This window comes from Pseudomonas sp. OST1909, from assembly GCF_015277575.1.
GTDB classification, from domain to species: Bacteria; Pseudomonadota; Gammaproteobacteria; order Pseudomonadales; family Pseudomonadaceae; genus Aquipseudomonas; species Aquipseudomonas synxantha_A.
Genome location: NZ_CP063780.1, coordinates 5613216 through 5628278, shown reverse-complemented (window position 1 = coordinate 5628278; position 15063 = coordinate 5613216). Strand labels below are relative to the sequence as shown.

Here is a 15063-nt window from a genome sequence, read left to right as displayed (position 1 = left end):
GGTTCTCACATGGCAAAGGCCAAGCGCATGTACGGCTGCACGGAGTGCGGCGCGACCTTTCCCAAATGGGCGGGCCAGTGCTCCGAATGCGGTGCGTGGAACACCCTGACTGAAACCATGATCGAAAGCGGTGGTGCCGCAGCCCCTACCGGCCGCGCCGGCTGGACCGGACAACAGGCACAGATCAAGACCCTGGCCGAGGTCAGCGTCGAAGAGATCCCGCGTTTCTCCACCGCGTCCGGCGAACTGGACCGCGTACTTGGCGGTGGCCTGGTCGATGGTTCGGTGGTGCTGATCGGCGGTGACCCAGGCATCGGCAAGTCGACCATCCTCTTGCAAACCCTGTGCAGCATCGCCAGCCGTATGCCGGCGCTGTACGTCACCGGCGAAGAATCCCAACAGCAAGTGGCCATGCGCGCCCGCCGTTTGGGCCTGCCCCAGGACCAGTTGCGGGTCATGACCGAAACCTGCATCGAAAGCATCATCGCCACGGCGCGGATCGAAAAGCCCAAGGTCATGGTAATTGACTCGATCCAGACGATTTTCACCGAGCAACTGCAATCGGCACCGGGCGGCGTGTCCCAGGTGCGCGAGAGTGCGGCGCTGTTGGTGCGCTACGCCAAGCAGAGCGGCACGGCGATCTTCCTGGTCGGCCATGTGACCAAGGAAGGCGCGCTGGCCGGGCCACGGGTGTTGGAGCACATGGTGGATACCGTGCTGTATTTCGAAGGTGAGTCCGATGGCCGCCTGCGTTTGCTGCGGGCGGTAAAAAACCGCTTTGGCGCCGTGAACGAGCTGGGTGTGTTCGCCATGACTGACCGTGGACTGAAAGAAGTCTCCAACCCCTCGGCGATCTTTCTCACTCGGGCCCAGGAAGAAGTCCCGGGCAGTGTGGTGATGGCGACGTGGGAGGGTACCCGGCCCATGCTGGTGGAAGTCCAGGCGCTGGTGGATGACAGCCATTTGGCCAACCCGCGGCGGGTCACGCTGGGCCTGGACCAGAACCGTCTGGCGATGTTGCTGGCGGTATTGCACCGTCACGGCGGCATTCCGACCCATGACCAGGATGTTTTCCTTAACGTAGTGGGCGGGGTCAAGGTGCTGGAGACCGCCTCCGACCTGGCGCTGATGGCGGCGGTGATGTCCAGCCTGCGCAATCGGCCGCTGCCCCATGATCTGCTGGTGTTTGGTGAGGTCGGCCTGTCGGGCGAAGTCCGCCCGGTGCCCAGTGGGCAGGAGCGGTTGAAGGAGGCGGCCAAGCATGGGTTCAAGCGGGCGATCGTGCCCAAGGGCAATGCGCCGAAGGAAATGCCGGCAGGTTTGCAGGTGATTGGGGTGACGCGCCTGGAGCAGGCGTTGGATGCACTGTTCGAGTAGCCAGCGACACCGCGAAACCAATGTGGGAGGGAGCAAGCCCCCTCCCACATTTGAGTTGTGTTGGCTTCTAGATTTCCAGCAATGCCGCCAGCTCTCTGTGTAGCTCTTCCTCATCCCCCAGGTTCAACTCAATCAGTCGCCGCAAATGGCTGATCGAATCCAGATCGATATGTTGGCACACGAAGCCCAACTGCCCCTTATCCTCGTGGCTCAGCTTCACTTGCATCTTTATATGCGCTTTCGGATCCAGGCGTATGTCTACGTCGAACGGCAGCGCCTTGTTCCCCTTCCAGTCTTCGGGGCGCTCGACCAGTAGACCCTTTAGCGAGAGATCCACCAGTTTCACCGGAAAATCCCATCCGTTTTGCCGAATTTCGGTTTTGGCATCAAAAGCAATCCGGCGAAAACGGCGGCGATCAGACGGTTGCTCAGTCATGGTGAAGTCCTCGGTGGATAGGAGGATTGTAGCCTTGCGCCATCATTTGGCATTTATTTCGTTTTTTTGCCGCATAGAAGGCTCTAGACCAACGTAGGGGGCTGGTCTTTGAGGCCAACAGCGCTAAACTCGGGCTGGCTGTCCTTTCTGTCCACCCTGGCTGGAATACAAAAATGAAAAATAATAATAGCCTGCTACGCCACCTACCCTGGCTGGTGCTGGCAATCGTAGGAGCGTGCGCCCTTGGCGTAGTGGCCTTGCGCCGCGGCGAGGCGATCAACGCCTTGTGGATTGTGGTCGCTGCTGTGGCCATCTATCTGGTTGCGTACCGTTACTACAGTCTGTTCATCGCCAATAACGTGATGCAACTCGACCCTCGGCGGGCCACCCCCGCAGTGGTCAATAACGACGGTTTGGACTATGTGCCGACCAACAAACATATCCTTTTCGGTCACCACTTTGCGGCGATTGCCGGTGCAGGCCCGTTGGTCGGTCCGGTGCTGGCGGCGCAGATGGGTTACCTGCCCGGCACTCTGTGGCTGATTGCCGGTGTGGTGCTGGCGGGTGCGGTGCAGGACTTCATGATCCTGTTCCTGTCCACTCGTCGCAACGGGCGTTCCCTGGGTGACATGGTTCGCGAAGAGATGGGCCGCATTCCCGGGACCATCGCCCTGTTTGGCTGCTTCCTGATCATGATCATCATCCTCGCGGTGCTGGCGCTGATCGTGGTCAAGGCCCTGGCCGAGAGCCCATGGGGCATCTTTACGGTGATGGCGACCATCCCGATTGCGATGTTCATGGGCATCTACATGCGCTACATCCGCCCGGGCCGCATCGGTGAAATTTCGATCATCGGCGTGCTGTTGCTGCTGGGTTCGATCTGGCTGGGCGGGCAGATTGCCGCTGACCCGGTCTGGGCCAAAGCCTTCACCTTCACCGGGATCCAGATCACCTGGATGCTGATCGGCTACGGCTTCGTTGCCGCTGTTCTGCCGGTTTGGCTGATCCTGGCGCCGCGTGACTACCTGTCGACGTTCCTGAAAATCGGCACCATCATCGCTCTGGCGATCGGCATCCTGGTCACCATGCCTGACCTGAAAATGCCAGCACTGACCCAGTTCATCGACGGCACTGGCCCGGTGTGGAAGGGCGGCCTGTTCCCGTTCCTGTTCATCACCATTGCCTGTGGCGCGGTCTCGGGCTTCCACGCGCTGATCTCTTCGGGTACCACGCCCAAGTTGCTCGCCAGTGAAAGCCACGCCCGTTACATCGGATACGGCGGCATGTTGATGGAGTCGTTCGTGGCCATCATGGCGATGGTTGCCGCTTCGGTGATCGAGCCTGGCGTGTACTTCGCCATGAACAGCCCGGCCGCCATTGTCGGCACCGACGTGGTCACCGTGGCGCAAACCGTCAGCAGCTGGGGTTTTGCAATTACCCCTGAGGCGCTCTCTGCCGTGGCCCACGATATCGGGGAAACCACCATCCTGGCCCGTGCCGGCGGTGCGCCGACGCTGGCGGTCGGTATCGCACAGATCCTGCACAGTGTGCTGCCAGGTGAAAACACCATGGCGTTCTGGTACCACTTTGCAATCCTGTTCGAAGCGCTGTTCATCCTCACGGCGGTCGATGCCGGTACCCGTGCCGGTCGTTTCATGCTGCAAGACCTGCTCGGTTCGTTCGTGCCTGCGCTCAAACGCACCGAGTCCTGGACCGCCAACCTGATCGCGACGGCCGGTTGCGTGGCCATGTGGGGTTACCTGCTGTACCAGGGCGTGATCGACCCACTGGGTGGCATCAACACCTTGTGGCCGCTGTTCGGTATCTCCAACCAGATGCTGGCGGGTATCGCGCTGATGCTGGCGACCGTTGTGCTGATCAAAATGAAGCGCCAGCGCTACATCTGGGTGACCATGTTGCCGGCCGTCTGGCTGCTGATCTGCACCACCACCGCAGGCTTCATCAAGCTGTTCGACGCCAACCCGGCGATCGGCTTCCTGTCGCTGGCCAAGAAATACAGCGATGCCCTGGCCAACGGTCAGATCCTCGCCCCGGCCAAGAGCATCGACCAGATGCAGCATGTGATCTGGAACGCCTACACCAACGCAACGCTGACGGCGCTGTTCCTGTTCGTGGTATTCAGCATCCTGTTCTATGCGCTCAAAGTCGGCGTAGCCGCCTGGGGCAACAAAGAGCGTACGGATAAAGAAGCGCCATTCCAGGCCGTACCGGACGCATAAGCGAGGATTGCCACTATGTTCAATGACATCAGTCGCCTCGGTAAATACCTCGGTCAGGCTGCGCGCCTGATGGTCGGCATGCCCGACTACGACACCTACGTCGAGCATATGCAAACCAAACACCCGGACAAGCCGGTGATGGACTACAAGGCGTTCTTCCGCGAACGCCAGGAGGCCCGTTACGGCGGCAAGGGTGGGCCCAAGTGCTGTTGACCCGGTAACGCGGGCCAATGCGATACCCCTGTGGGAGCAGGGCTTTCTGTGGGAGCTGGCTTGCCTGCGATAGCATCACCTCGGTCTGACTGAAGCACCGAGTTGTCTGCATCGCAGGCAAGCCAGCACCCACAGGGGCCTTTGCTCCCACTTTTGTTTTGTGTTTATTCAGTTATCAGGAGAATAGTTTTGTCCTCTCCCATCCCCGTCACCATCCTCAGCGGCTTCCTCGGTGCCGGCAAGACCACCTTGCTGCGCCATCTGCTCAAGGCCGAGCACGGCTTGAAAATCGCCGTGATCGAAAACGAATTCAGTGACGCCGGCATCGACACCCAGCTCTTGGGCGACGAGCCGGTACAAGTCATGACCCTGTCCAACGGCTGCGTGTGCTGCACCATCCACACCGACCTGACCAAGGCGCTTTACCTGCTGCTTGAGCGCCTGGACAGCGGCGAAATCGCCTTCGACCGCCTGGTGATCGAATGCACCGGCCTGGCGGATCCTGCGCCGGTGGCCCAGACTTTTTTCATCGACGAAGAACTGCGCGAGCGCTACATCCTCGACGGCATCATTACCCTGGTGGACGCCGCCCACGCCGAGCATCACCTGACCCAGACCATCGCCCAGGCCCAGATAGGCTTTGCCGACCGCCTGCTGGTGAGCAAGCGCGACCTGGTGGACGACGCCACCTTCGACGCCCTCAGCCAGCGCCTGACCCGTATCAACCGGCGTGCGCCGATCCGTGTGGTGGATCACGGCAAGATCGACTTGGCTGAGTTGCTGGATGTGCGCGGCTTCAACCTCAATGCCGGCATGAGCCTGCGCCCGGTCAGCGCTGCGCCATCGGTCGACCGTATTTCCAGCCTGGTGCTGCGCACCGACCAGCCGCTGGATATCGACCGCCTCAGTGAGTTCATGAACGAACTGCTGGAAGACCACGGCAAGCAGCTGCTGCGCTACAAGGGCGTGCTGAATATTGCCGGGGAGGATCGACGTATGGTGTTCCAGGGCGTGCTGAAACTCTATGGTTTTGACTGGGACACCGAATGGGCCGAGGGTGAAGCGCGGGAGAGTGTGATTGTGTTTATTGCCGATGAGTTGCCGGAGGACAAGATCCGTGAAGGCTTCCAGCGCGTCTACCAATCCTGACTTGAAATGCGATCAACTGTGGGAGGGGGCTTGCTCCCGATTGCGGTGGGTCAGTAAACATATAAGTGACTGACACACTGCTATCGGGAGTAAGCCCCCTCCCACAATTGAATGCATTTCAAATTGAAATAAAAAAGCCCGGCTCAAGAGCCGGGCTTTTCATTCAAGCAACTGCAATCAAGCGCCGTATACCGGCAGCTTCTTGCAGATGGCCTTGACCTTCTCACGTACCGCGTCGATCACGGCTTCGTTGTTCAGGTCAGCCAGGATGTCGCAGATCCAGCCGGCCAGTTCCTTGCACTCTGCTTCCTTGAAGCCACGGGTGGTCACAGCCGGGGTGCCGAAGCGCAGGCCGGAGGTGACGAACGGCGAACGTGGGTCGTTCGGCACGGAGTTCTTGTTTACGGTGATGAAGGCTTTGCCCAGGGCAGCGTCAGCATCTTTACCGGAAATGTCCTGCTTGATCAGCGACAGCAGGAACAGGTGGTTTTCAGTACCGCCGGACACCACGTCAAAACCGCGCTCGATGAACACAGCTGCCATGGCCTGGGCGTTCTTCACCACTTGTTGCTGGTAGGTCTTGAACTCAGGCTGCAGTGCTTCCTTGAAGCAGATCGCCTTGGCGGCAATCACGTGCTCCAGCGGGCCACCCTGGGCGCCCGGGAATACCGCGGAGTTGAGCTTCTTCTCGATCTCGGCGTTGGCGCGAGCCAGGATCAGGCCGCCGCGTGGACCGCGCAGGGTCTTGTGGGTAGTGGTGGTCACCACGTCAGCGTAAGGCACTGGGTTCGGGTACACGCCCGCTGCCACCAGACCGGCCACGTGGGCCATGTCGACGAACAGGTAGGCACCGACCTTGTCGGCGATTTCACGGAAGCGTGGGAAATCCAGGATCTGCGAGTAGGCAGAGAACCCAGCCACGATCATTTTTGGCTTGTGCTCGACCGCCAGGCGCTCGACTTCGTCGTAGTCGATCAGGCCGTTGGCATCGATACCGTACTGGACGGCGTTGTACAGCTTGCCGGAGGAAGAAACGCTGGCGCCGTGGGTCAGGTGACCGCCGTGGGCCAGGCTCATGCCCAGGATAGTGTCGCCGCCTTGCAGCAGGGCCAGGTACACGGCGCTGTTGGCCTGGGAACCGGCGTGTGGCTGGACGTTGGCGTAATCGGCGCCGAACAGCTCCTTGGCACGGTCGATGGCCAACTGCTCAACCACGTCGACGTACTCGCAACCACCGTAGTAGCGCTTGCCCGGGTAGCCTTCGGCGTACTTGTTGGTCAAAACCGAACCTTGAGCCTCCATCACCGCAGGGCTGGTGTAGTTTTCCGAAGCGATCAGCTCAATGTGCTCTTCCTGGCGCACGGCTTCTTGCTCCATGGCGGCGAAGAGATCGGCGTCGTACTTGGCAATAGTCAAATCACGGCTGAACATGGCGGTCCTCAAGGATCGGGGGCAGAAAAGGAGGGCATTCTAACCCAATGGGTTTTGGATGGCATATGAAAGGACATCATGTCGCGGACAAGTGGGGCTCATCTGGAGATGAGTGGTGTCAGTACTGGCCCCCATCGCAGGCAAGCCAGCTCCCACATTTGACTGTGTGGACCCGATCAAATGTGGGGGCTGGCTTGCCTGCGATGAGGCCATAAGCTCCACTGCAGCACTTCAGTCGAACATGAAGAGAGCATCATTACTGAACTGCGCCTCGAACCGATTCGCCGGCATCGGCCGCCCGAACAGGTAACCCTGTACCTCATCACAGCCATGCTCGCGCAAAAAGTCCAATTGCTCGTGGGTTTCCACACCTTCGGCGATCACCGCCAGGTTCAGGCTGTGGGCCATGGCAATGATCGCCCGGGCGATCTGTGCGTCCTGCTCACCGGAGGGCAGGCCATCGACGAAGGTGCGGTCGATCTTCAGCACGTCGATGGGGAATTGCTTGAGGTAGTTGAGCGATGAATAGCCAGTGCCAAAGTCGTCTACCGCGATGCTCAGGCCCAGGTTCTTCAAGCTGGCGAGGATTTGCAGCGCTTCGTTGACTTCGCGCATCAGGATACTTTCGGTCAGTTCCAGCTCCAGGCACGCTGGCGGCAGGCCAGTGTCCTTGAGGATGGTGGCGATGCGCGTGCCCAGCTGGCCGTCGGAAAACTGCCGCGCCGAGATGTTCACCGAGACTTTGGGCACCCGCACCTTGTTCTGGTGCCAGGTCTTGAGTTGGCGACAGGCTTCGCTGATCACCCAATCGCCCACGTCCACCACCAGCCCGAGTTCTTCCAATACCGGAATGAAATCCCCCGGTGGCACCAGCCCGCGACGCGGGTGGCGCCAGCGCAGCAGGGCCTCGGCACCGGTCAGGCGTTTGCCGTCGCCGCTGAATTGCGGTTGGTAATACAGCACGAATTCGTTCTGGTCCAGGGCGTGGCGCAGGTCGCTCTCCAGCTCCAGACGCTCCAGGGCGCTGGCGTTCATGTCGGCCTGGTAGAACTGGAAGTTGTTCTTGCCGCGCTCTTTGGCGTGATACATCGCCGTATCCGCGTTTTTCATCAGTTGGCTCAGCTCGTTGCCGTCTTGGGGGCTGAGGGCGATGCCGATACTGGCGGTCACGAAAAACTCGCGGCCTTCGAGCACGAATGGCTTCACCAGGCTGGCCAGGATCTGTTCGGCCACATGAATCGCGCGGTTCAGCGCCATTTCGCGGCTGACCCGTGGTTGCAACAGCAGGGTGAACTCGTCGCCGCCCATGCGCGCCACGGTGTCGTCTTCGGCCACGCAACCGAGCAGGCGCGTCGCCATTTCCTTGAGCATACGGTCGCCGGCAGCGTGGCCGAGGGAGTCATTGATCGGCTTGAAGCGGTCGAGGTCGAGGAACATCAACACCACCCACGACTTCTGCCGTTCTGCCGATTGCAACGCCGTGTGCAGACGGTCCTGGAACAGCGTGCGGTTGGGCAGGTGGGTCAGGGCGTCGTAGTAGGCCAGGCGGTGGATGCGCTGTTCGCTGGCCTTGCGCTCGCTGATATCGCTGAAGAAGCAGACGTAGCTGGCCAGGTCGCCTTCGTCGTCGAACACCGCCGTAATGCCGACCCAGGCCGGGTAATGCTCGCCGTTGCGGCGCTTGAGCCACACTTCGCCTTCCCAGGTACTGTGCTGGTGCAGTTGCTTGAGCACATAACGCAGGTGGGCTTCCTGCTGCTCGTCGACGGTGAGCATGTTCGGCAATTGGTCGAGCACGTCCGCCACTTCATACCCGCTGACCCGGCTGAACGCCTCGTTGGCTTGCACGATATAGCCGGCCGGATCGGTGATCAGGATCGCCGAGGTGGAGTGCTCGAAGACCGTGGCCGCCATGCGCAGGTCTTTTTCGGCGCGGCGTTGCTGGCTGATATCGCGGCCCACGCCGAGGATGCCCTCAAACGCGCCATGTTCATCCCACACCAGCACCAGGCGCAGTTCGATCGGTACTTTGCGCCCGTCGGCGCGCAGGCAGTCGAACAGGAACAGTTGGGTCTGGACTTCATCGCGCAAGGTGTTCAACGCCTCGGGGTTGCCGAGGGCGCGACTGACCTGTTCCATCAGGCTATAAATGCCGGTCAACTGTTGCGGATTGGCAACGATTGACTGCCAGCCATGTTTGAACACCCAATCCACGTCATAGCCCAGCACGGTGTTGACCGATGGGCTGATGTAATTCAGAGCCAGTTGGCTGTCGGTAGAGCAGATCACGTCGCTGATGCTTTCAGCCAACATGCGGTAGCGCTGTTCGCTGTCGCGCAGGGATTCGCTGGCTTCGATCTGGTCGGTAATGTCCTTGGCCACACCGATGATCCGAGTGACCACGGTGGACGTATCCCGGGCCAGGGCCTGTTCGCGAATATCGAAGCGGCGCCACTGGTTATTGCGGTGGCGAAAGCGCAGTTGGCAGTGCAACTGGGTCGTGTAGCCGACCTGGCGTTGCTGCTCACGCGAATCATGGTAGTGCTCGGCGTCTTCGGGGTGCAGCAGGATTTCCCAGAAGTACTCACCCATTTGCTGCAGTTCGGCTTTGTTATAGCCCAGGGTGTGGCCCAGATGATGGTTGCTGAAAATCATGCGCTGGCTGATCACGTCCTGCACATACAGGTGATCAGGCACCGTGCGCACCACATCCGACCAGAAGCTCTCGCGCTCCACCAGCGACAACTCGATCAGCTTGCGGCTGGTGATGTCGCTGATGCTGAGGATCACGGCCTTGACGTCATCCTGCTGCTCCGGCAAACGCATCACCAGCCACAGGTACTGTTCGTTGCCGGCCACGTCGTTGAGCTGGATTTCCAGCTCCAGCTGTTTTTGCCGGGTCAGTACAGCTTCCAGCACCTGATAGCCGATGGACGTGGCATTGCTCGGGCAATCATCGATCAGGCGTTCCCATGCCTGCTCGCAGGACGCGACGTTGAGCAGGCGCACGGCCATCTGGTTGACCTCGGTGACGCGCAACTCCTTGAGCAGTTGCTTGCGCTCGGCGGGGTTGGCCTGCAACCAGGCGTGCAATTGTTCGCGGCTTTGTACCTGGGTCTTGTTGCAAAACGCCTTGAGCCCCGCCAGGTCGAGCACGCACAAGGCCACGCCTGTGCCTTCGAAGATGTCCTGATAGCGTCGCCGGCCTTCATGCACCTGGCGTTGGCGGCGGCGCATGTTGAGCAGCACGATCACCGGGACCAGCGAAAACGCCAGGCCCAGCAGGCACTTGCCGATAAAGGCAGGCAGCAGTTGTTCCAGCACGGCGCTGCGGTCAAACAGGCCGCGCAGTTGCCAGTCGCTTTTGCTCAAGGGCGTGACCAGCACACTGCGGTTCAATTCTTCCGGTGTCAGAGCGCTGGGCCACTGCGCCGGCATCCCGCTGTCACGGCTGACCACACGATGGTTCAGGCTGTTCTCGATCGCCCACATCGGGCGCTGGCCCTGAATGTCCTGCCGTGTGAGGTTGGCCAGGTAATTGGGGGCCAGGCGCAAGGCCCAGTACACCTTGGAGCCACCGCTGGGTTGGTGCAGCAACAGATAGATGACCGTGCCGTCATTGTCGTTGCTCAGGTAGTAAGACTGGGCGTGACTGCGCTTGACCAGGTCTTCGAGCAGGGCACTGTCTTGGCTGCCTTCGGCAGTGTCGCTGATCAGCGCGCCGCTGGGGGCGAGCAGGGCGAAGCTGCGCAGGTCCGGCAACGAGCGCTGCAATGTGCGCATCAAGGCCTGCTGCTGCTCGGCATTGCGCGGCGGCTCGACAATGGGCAGCAGGTTCAGGGCGATCTGCGCGCTCAGGGCCATGCTCTGGCTGATCTGCTCGGCGAGGTCGGCACTGTAGTCGATGGTGTATTGCTGCTGGTTTTTCTGGTTTTGCTGCAACTGGTCAAGCAGTTGCCAGAACAATAACGCGAGCAACATCAGCACAAGCGTCGCCAATGCGCCCTTCAAGGTACCGTGCAGGGGCGCTCCCGGCGCAATATGAGCGGCGCGCAAGGGAGTGGGCGGCGTGACTTTGGACAAGCTGTGATCCTGCGGTTGGCTGGACTGGCGCGCGACGTGCACTATAAGCCGGACGCCCGGAGGGCGGCTAGCATGCCTTGAGTTGTGGCAAAGTGCCAGTCTTCCCTGGCTGGACTGCCCCAGCGCATTCAGGTAGCTTTGCCGGTTACGCGGGGGCGTTCCAGCCCCAGACATTCAGGCTTTTTCCCCACGCAGGCATTGATGATAGTCAAAGGCCCGCGCGGCGCATGGCCTGGCACGGGCTTCGTCCGCTTAATTCATCAGTCACTGACGCTAGGTTCACCATGGCTCAATACGTCTTCACCATGCATCGGCTGGGAAAAGTTGTTCCGCCGAAGCGGGAAATCCTGAAAAACATTTCGCTGTCCTTCTTCCCTGGCGCCAAGATCGGCGTGCTCGGCCTCAACGGTTCGGGTAAGTCCACGCTGCTGAAAATCATGGCCGGCGTCGACACCGAGTTCGAAGGCGAAGCCCGCCCGATGCCGGACCTGAACATCGGTTACCTGCCGCAAGAGCCGATCCTGGATCCGACCAAGACCGTGCGCGAAGTGGTTGAAGAGGCCGTCAGCGTGATCAAGGACGCCCAAGCGCGCCTCGACGAGGTCTATGCCGCCTACGCCGAACCGGATGCCGACTTCGACAAGCTGGCCGCCGAGCAGGCCAAGCTCGAAGCCATCCTGCAGGCTGGCGACGGTCACAACCTGGAGCGCCAACTGGAAGTCGCCGCCGATGCGCTGCGCCTGCCGGCGTGGGACGCCAAGGTCGAGCACCTGTCTGGTGGTGAAAAACGTCGTGTGGCCCTGTGCCGCCTGCTGCTGTCGGCGCCAGACATGCTGCTGCTCGACGAACCGACCAACCACCTGGACGCCGATTCCGTCGCCTGGCTGGAGCACTTCCTGCACGATTTCCCGGGCACCGTGGTTGCGATCACGCACGACCGCTACTTCCTGGACAACGTCGCCGGCTGGATCCTCGAGCTCGACCGCGGCGCCGGTATCCCTTACGAGGGCAACTATTCTGGTTGGCTGGAAGCCAAGTCCGACCGTCTGGCCGCCGAATCCAAGCAGCAATCGGCTCACGAAAAAGCCATGAAGGAAGAGCTGGAGTGGGTGCGCAAAGGCGCCAAGGCCCGCCAGTCCAAATCCAAGGCCCGTCTGCAACGCTTTGAAGAAATGCAGTCGCAGGAATTCCAGAAGCGCAGCGAAACCAACGAGATCTACATCCCGGCCGGTCCGCGCCTGGGTGACAAGGTCATCGAGTTCAAGAACGTATCCAAGGGCTATGGCGACCGCGTGCTGATCGACAACCTGTCGTTCTCCATGCCAAAAGGCGCGATCGTCGGCGTCATTGGTGGTAACGGTGCGGGTAAGTCCACGCTGTTCCGCATGTTGATGGGCAAGGAAACTCCGGACTCCGGCAGCATCGAGATCGGCGACACCGTGCAACTGGCCTGTGTGGACCAGAGCCGCGACGACCTCGACGGCAGCAAGACCGTATTCCAGCAGATCTCCGACGGCTCCGACCAGATCCGCATCGGCAACTATGAAATCCCGTCGCGCACCTATGTCGGCCGTTTCAACTTCAAGGGCGGCGATCAGCAGAAGTTCGTCAAGGACCTGTCCGGTGGTGAGCGTGGTCGCTTGCACTTGGCCCTGACCTTGAAAGAGGGCGGCAACGTGTTGCTGCTCGACGAACCGTCCAACGACCTCGACGTTGAAACCCTGCGTTCCCTGGAAGAAGCCCTGCTGGACTTCCCGGGCGCCGCCATTGTGATCTCTCACGATCGGTGGTTCCTTGACCGCGTCGCGACCCACATCCTGGCGTACGAAGATGACTCCCAGGCGGTGTTCTTCGAAGGTAACTACACCGAGTACGAAGCAGACCGTAAAAAGCGCTTGGGCGAAGCAGCTGCCCAGCCGCACCGTGTGCGTCACAAAAAACTGGCCTGATTCGGGCTGGTTTGAAAAAAGCGAAGCCTTCGGGCTTCGCTTTTTTTTGGGCGCTGTTCAGGTGGACCGAGGCGACTTCATCGCAGGCAAGCCAGCTCCCACATTAGATCGAGTACCTCTGCTACGACACGGTCCAATGTGGGAGCTGGCTTGCCTGCGATAGCGGTTTAACTATTGGTGCATATCTCGCGTTGAAATCCCTGTTAGAGGGCAAAAATCCTGATTATTTATATCCAATGCACCATTTAAATTCACAAAAGCGACATTTTGCCCTGTCACGGTGCGAAATGAATTGATAAAGTCCGGCTCATTCTCTGTTTAACAACAATCAATTTTCCGAGACTTTTCATGATCGAATCCGTCGAATCCTTCCTGGCCCGCCTCAAGAAACGCGACCCCGACCAGCCGGAATTCCACCAGGCTGTAGAAGAAGTCCTGCGCAGCCTGTGGCCCTTTCTTGAAGCCAACTCCCACTACCTGACCTCGGGCATTCTGGAACGCATTTGCGAACCGGAACGCACCATCACCTTCCGGGTGTCGTGGGTGGATGATCACGGCAAGGTTCAGGTCAATCGCGGTTTCCGTATCCAGATGAACAGCGCCATCGGCCCGTACAAAGGTGGCTTGCGCTTTCACCCTTCGGTCAACCTGGGCGTGCTGAAATTCCTCGCCTTCGAGCAGACCTTCAAAAACTCCCTGACCTCGCTGCCCATGGGCGGCGGCAAAGGCGGCTCGGACTTCGACCCCAAGGGCAAGAGCGATGCCGAAGTGATGCGCTTCTGCCAGGCGTTCATGAGCGAGCTGTACCGCCACATCGGTGCGGACGTCGACGTACCGGCCGGCGATATCGGTGTGGGCGCACGGGAAATCGGCTTTCTGTTCGGCCAGTACAAGCGCCTGAGCAATCAATTCACTTCAGTGCTGACCGGCAAAGGCATGACCTATGGCGGCAGCCTGATTCGTCCGGAAGCCACCGGTTTCGGCTGTGTGTATTTCGCCGAGGAAATGCTCAAGCGCCAAGGTCAGCGGGTCGAAGGCAAGCGGGTGGCGCTGTCCGGCTCCGGCAACGTGGCGCAATACGCGGCGCGCAAGGTCATGGACCTGGGCGGCAAGGTGGTTTCCCTGTCGGACTCCGAAGGCACCCTGTACGCCGAAAGTGGTTTGACCGAAGAACAATGGTCGGCCCTGCTGGAGCTGAAAAACGTACAACGTGGGCGCATCAGTGAATTGGCTGAACGTTTCGGCCTGGAATTCCGCAAAGGCCAAACCCCCTGGGAGCTGGCGTGCGATATCGCGCTGCCATGCGCCACCCAGAACGAACTCGACGCCCAAGCCGCACGCACGCTGTTGCGCAACGGCTGCATCTGCGTGGCCGAAGGCGCCAACATGCCGACCACCCTGGAGGCTGTGGATATCTTCATCGACGCGGGCATCCTGTTTGCGCCCGGCAAGGCGTCCAACGCCGGCGGTGTGGCGGTGAGCGGCCTGGAAATGTCGCAGAACGCCATGCGCCTGCTGTGGACCGCCGGGGAAGTGGACAGCAAACTGCACAACATCATGCAGTCGATCCACCATGCCTGCGTGCATTACGGTGAGGAAAACGGCCGGGTCAACTACGTCAAGGGCGCCAACATCGCAGGCTTCGTGAAAGTGGCTGACGCGATGCTGGCCCAGGGTATCGTCTAAACCTCGGGCTCGATGCTCAGCACTTCGATCAACTGATCGCCGACGGGGCGCTTCCACAGCACCTCGTCGCCCACCTGGGCCCCCAACAAGGCGCGGCCCAGAGGCGAGCCCCAGTTGATCAAACCGGCGTTGGCGTCGGCTTGATCCTCACCTACCAATTGAATGCGCTGCTGCTCGTCCTGCTCATTGGCGAACGTGACCCAGCTGCCGATCTGCACCTTGTCGGTGGCTGTCGCCGGCGCGACCACCTGAGCGCTCTGCACCCGCTGGTTGAAGTAACGCAGGTCCCGCTCAAGATCCGCCTGGCGCTGCTTATCGGCATGCTCACCCTTGGCGGACTCGGCGCTGTACTCAAGCTGCAATTGCGCCACCTTGGCTTGCAACTGCGCCAACCCTTGCGCGGTCAGGCGGTTAGGTTGCGCGCTGACCTGACGCTCCACCGGCTGATCGGCCTGGGCGGCGGCGTTGTCTTCATTTACAAAAGCTCGGCTCATGGTGT

10 protein-coding genes are annotated in these 15063 nt (G+C 60.5%); 6 read left to right on the top strand and 4 right to left on the bottom strand.

Translation table 11 applies throughout. The features are described from left to right. Positions 1 to 9 precede the first annotated feature (9 nt). A complete protein-coding gene (gene radA / locus IH404_RS24490; protein ID WP_005791613.1) occupies positions 10 to 1377 on the top strand; it encodes a DNA repair protein RadA in 1368 nt (455 codons plus the stop codon). Between the two features lie 67 nt (positions 1378 to 1444). On the opposite strand, the gene IH404_RS24485 is transcribed toward radA, so the two are convergent. Further along, positions 1445 to 1813 carry a PilZ domain-containing protein gene (locus tag IH404_RS24485; RefSeq protein ID WP_005791611.1) on the bottom strand — a complete coding sequence of 123 codons (369 nt, stop codon included), beginning with the start codon at positions 1811 to 1813 and terminating at the stop codon, positions 1445 to 1447. Between the two features lie 173 nt (positions 1814 to 1986). On the opposite strand from IH404_RS24485, the gene IH404_RS24480 reads away from it, so the two are divergent. The 3 genes from IH404_RS24480 (at position 1987) to yjiA (ending at position 5415) form a co-directional block, all read left to right on the top strand. After that, complete coding sequence (locus IH404_RS24480) at positions 1987 to 4053, top strand: carbon starvation CstA family protein (protein ID WP_005791609.1); 2067 nt, start codon at positions 1987 to 1989, stop codon at positions 4051 to 4053. A gap of 15 nt (positions 4054 to 4068) precedes the next feature. Further along, positions 4069 to 4266, top strand: a complete 198-nt coding sequence (locus IH404_RS24475; RefSeq protein ID WP_003194308.1) for a YbdD/YjiX family protein — start codon at positions 4069 to 4071, stop codon at positions 4264 to 4266. Between the two features lie 189 nt (positions 4267 to 4455). Beyond that, on the top strand, positions 4456 to 5415 hold the full coding sequence (yjiA, locus tag IH404_RS24470; protein ID WP_194439285.1) for a GTPase: 960 nt from the start codon (positions 4456 to 4458) through the stop codon (positions 5413 to 5415). A 177-nt stretch (positions 5416 to 5592) separates the two neighbouring features. Here yjiA and glyA read toward each other — a convergent pair whose 3' ends face one another. Both glyA and IH404_RS24460 read right to left on the bottom strand, forming a co-directional pair. After that, positions 5593 to 6846, bottom strand: a complete 1254-nt coding sequence (glyA, locus tag IH404_RS24465) for a serine hydroxymethyltransferase (RefSeq protein WP_005791605.1) — start codon at positions 6844 to 6846, stop codon at positions 5593 to 5595. A 231-nt stretch (positions 6847 to 7077) separates the two neighbouring features. Next, complete coding sequence (locus IH404_RS24460) at positions 7078 to 10929, bottom strand: bifunctional diguanylate cyclase/phosphodiesterase (protein ID WP_194439284.1); 3852 nt, start codon at positions 10927 to 10929, stop codon at positions 7078 to 7080. A 284-nt stretch (positions 10930 to 11213) separates the two neighbouring features. Here IH404_RS24460 and ettA point away from each other — a divergent pair, with 284 nt between their 5' ends. Continuing rightward, the gene (gene ettA, locus IH404_RS24455) at positions 11214 to 12878 is read left to right on the top strand and encodes an energy-dependent translational throttle protein EttA (protein WP_005791601.1); all 1665 of its coding nucleotides are present in this window, start codon (positions 11214 to 11216) and stop codon (positions 12876 to 12878) included. A 348-nt stretch (positions 12879 to 13226) separates the two neighbouring features. Further along, positions 13227 to 14564: an NADP-specific glutamate dehydrogenase gene (gene gdhA / locus IH404_RS24450; RefSeq protein ID WP_005791599.1), complete on the top strand. Its 1338-nt coding sequence runs from the start codon at positions 13227 to 13229 to the stop codon at positions 14562 to 14564. On the opposite strand, the gene IH404_RS24445 is transcribed toward gdhA, so the two are convergent. Further along, complete coding sequence (locus IH404_RS24445) at positions 14561 to 15058, bottom strand: GreA/GreB family elongation factor (protein ID WP_194439281.1); 498 nt, start codon at positions 15056 to 15058, stop codon at positions 14561 to 14563. The two genes, gdhA and IH404_RS24445, sit on opposite strands and share 4 nt — an antisense overlap. Positions 15059 to 15063: the final 5 nt, after the last annotated feature.

Coding starts and splice junctions, on each gene's coding strand:
- radA (WP_005791613.1), top strand. CDS start 10: ATGGCAAAGGCCAAGCGCATGTACGGCTGCACGGAGTGCGGCGCGACC.
- IH404_RS24485 (WP_005791611.1), bottom strand. CDS start 1,813: ATGACTGAGCAACCGTCTGATCGCCGCCGTTTTCGCCGGATTGCTTTT.
- IH404_RS24480 (WP_005791609.1), top strand. CDS start 1,987: ATGAAAAATAATAATAGCCTGCTACGCCACCTACCCTGGCTGGTGCTG.
- IH404_RS24475 (WP_003194308.1), top strand. CDS start 4,069: ATGTTCAATGACATCAGTCGCCTCGGTAAATACCTCGGTCAGGCTGCG.
- glyA (WP_005791605.1), bottom strand. CDS start 6,846: ATGTTCAGCCGTGATTTGACTATTGCCAAGTACGACGCCGATCTCTTC.
- ettA (WP_005791601.1), top strand. CDS start 11,214: ATGGCTCAATACGTCTTCACCATGCATCGGCTGGGAAAAGTTGTTCCG.
- gdhA (WP_005791599.1), top strand. CDS start 13,227: ATGATCGAATCCGTCGAATCCTTCCTGGCCCGCCTCAAGAAACGCGAC.
- IH404_RS24445 (WP_194439281.1), bottom strand. CDS start 15,058: ATGAGCCGAGCTTTTGTAAATGAAGACAACGCCGCCGCCCAGGCCGAT.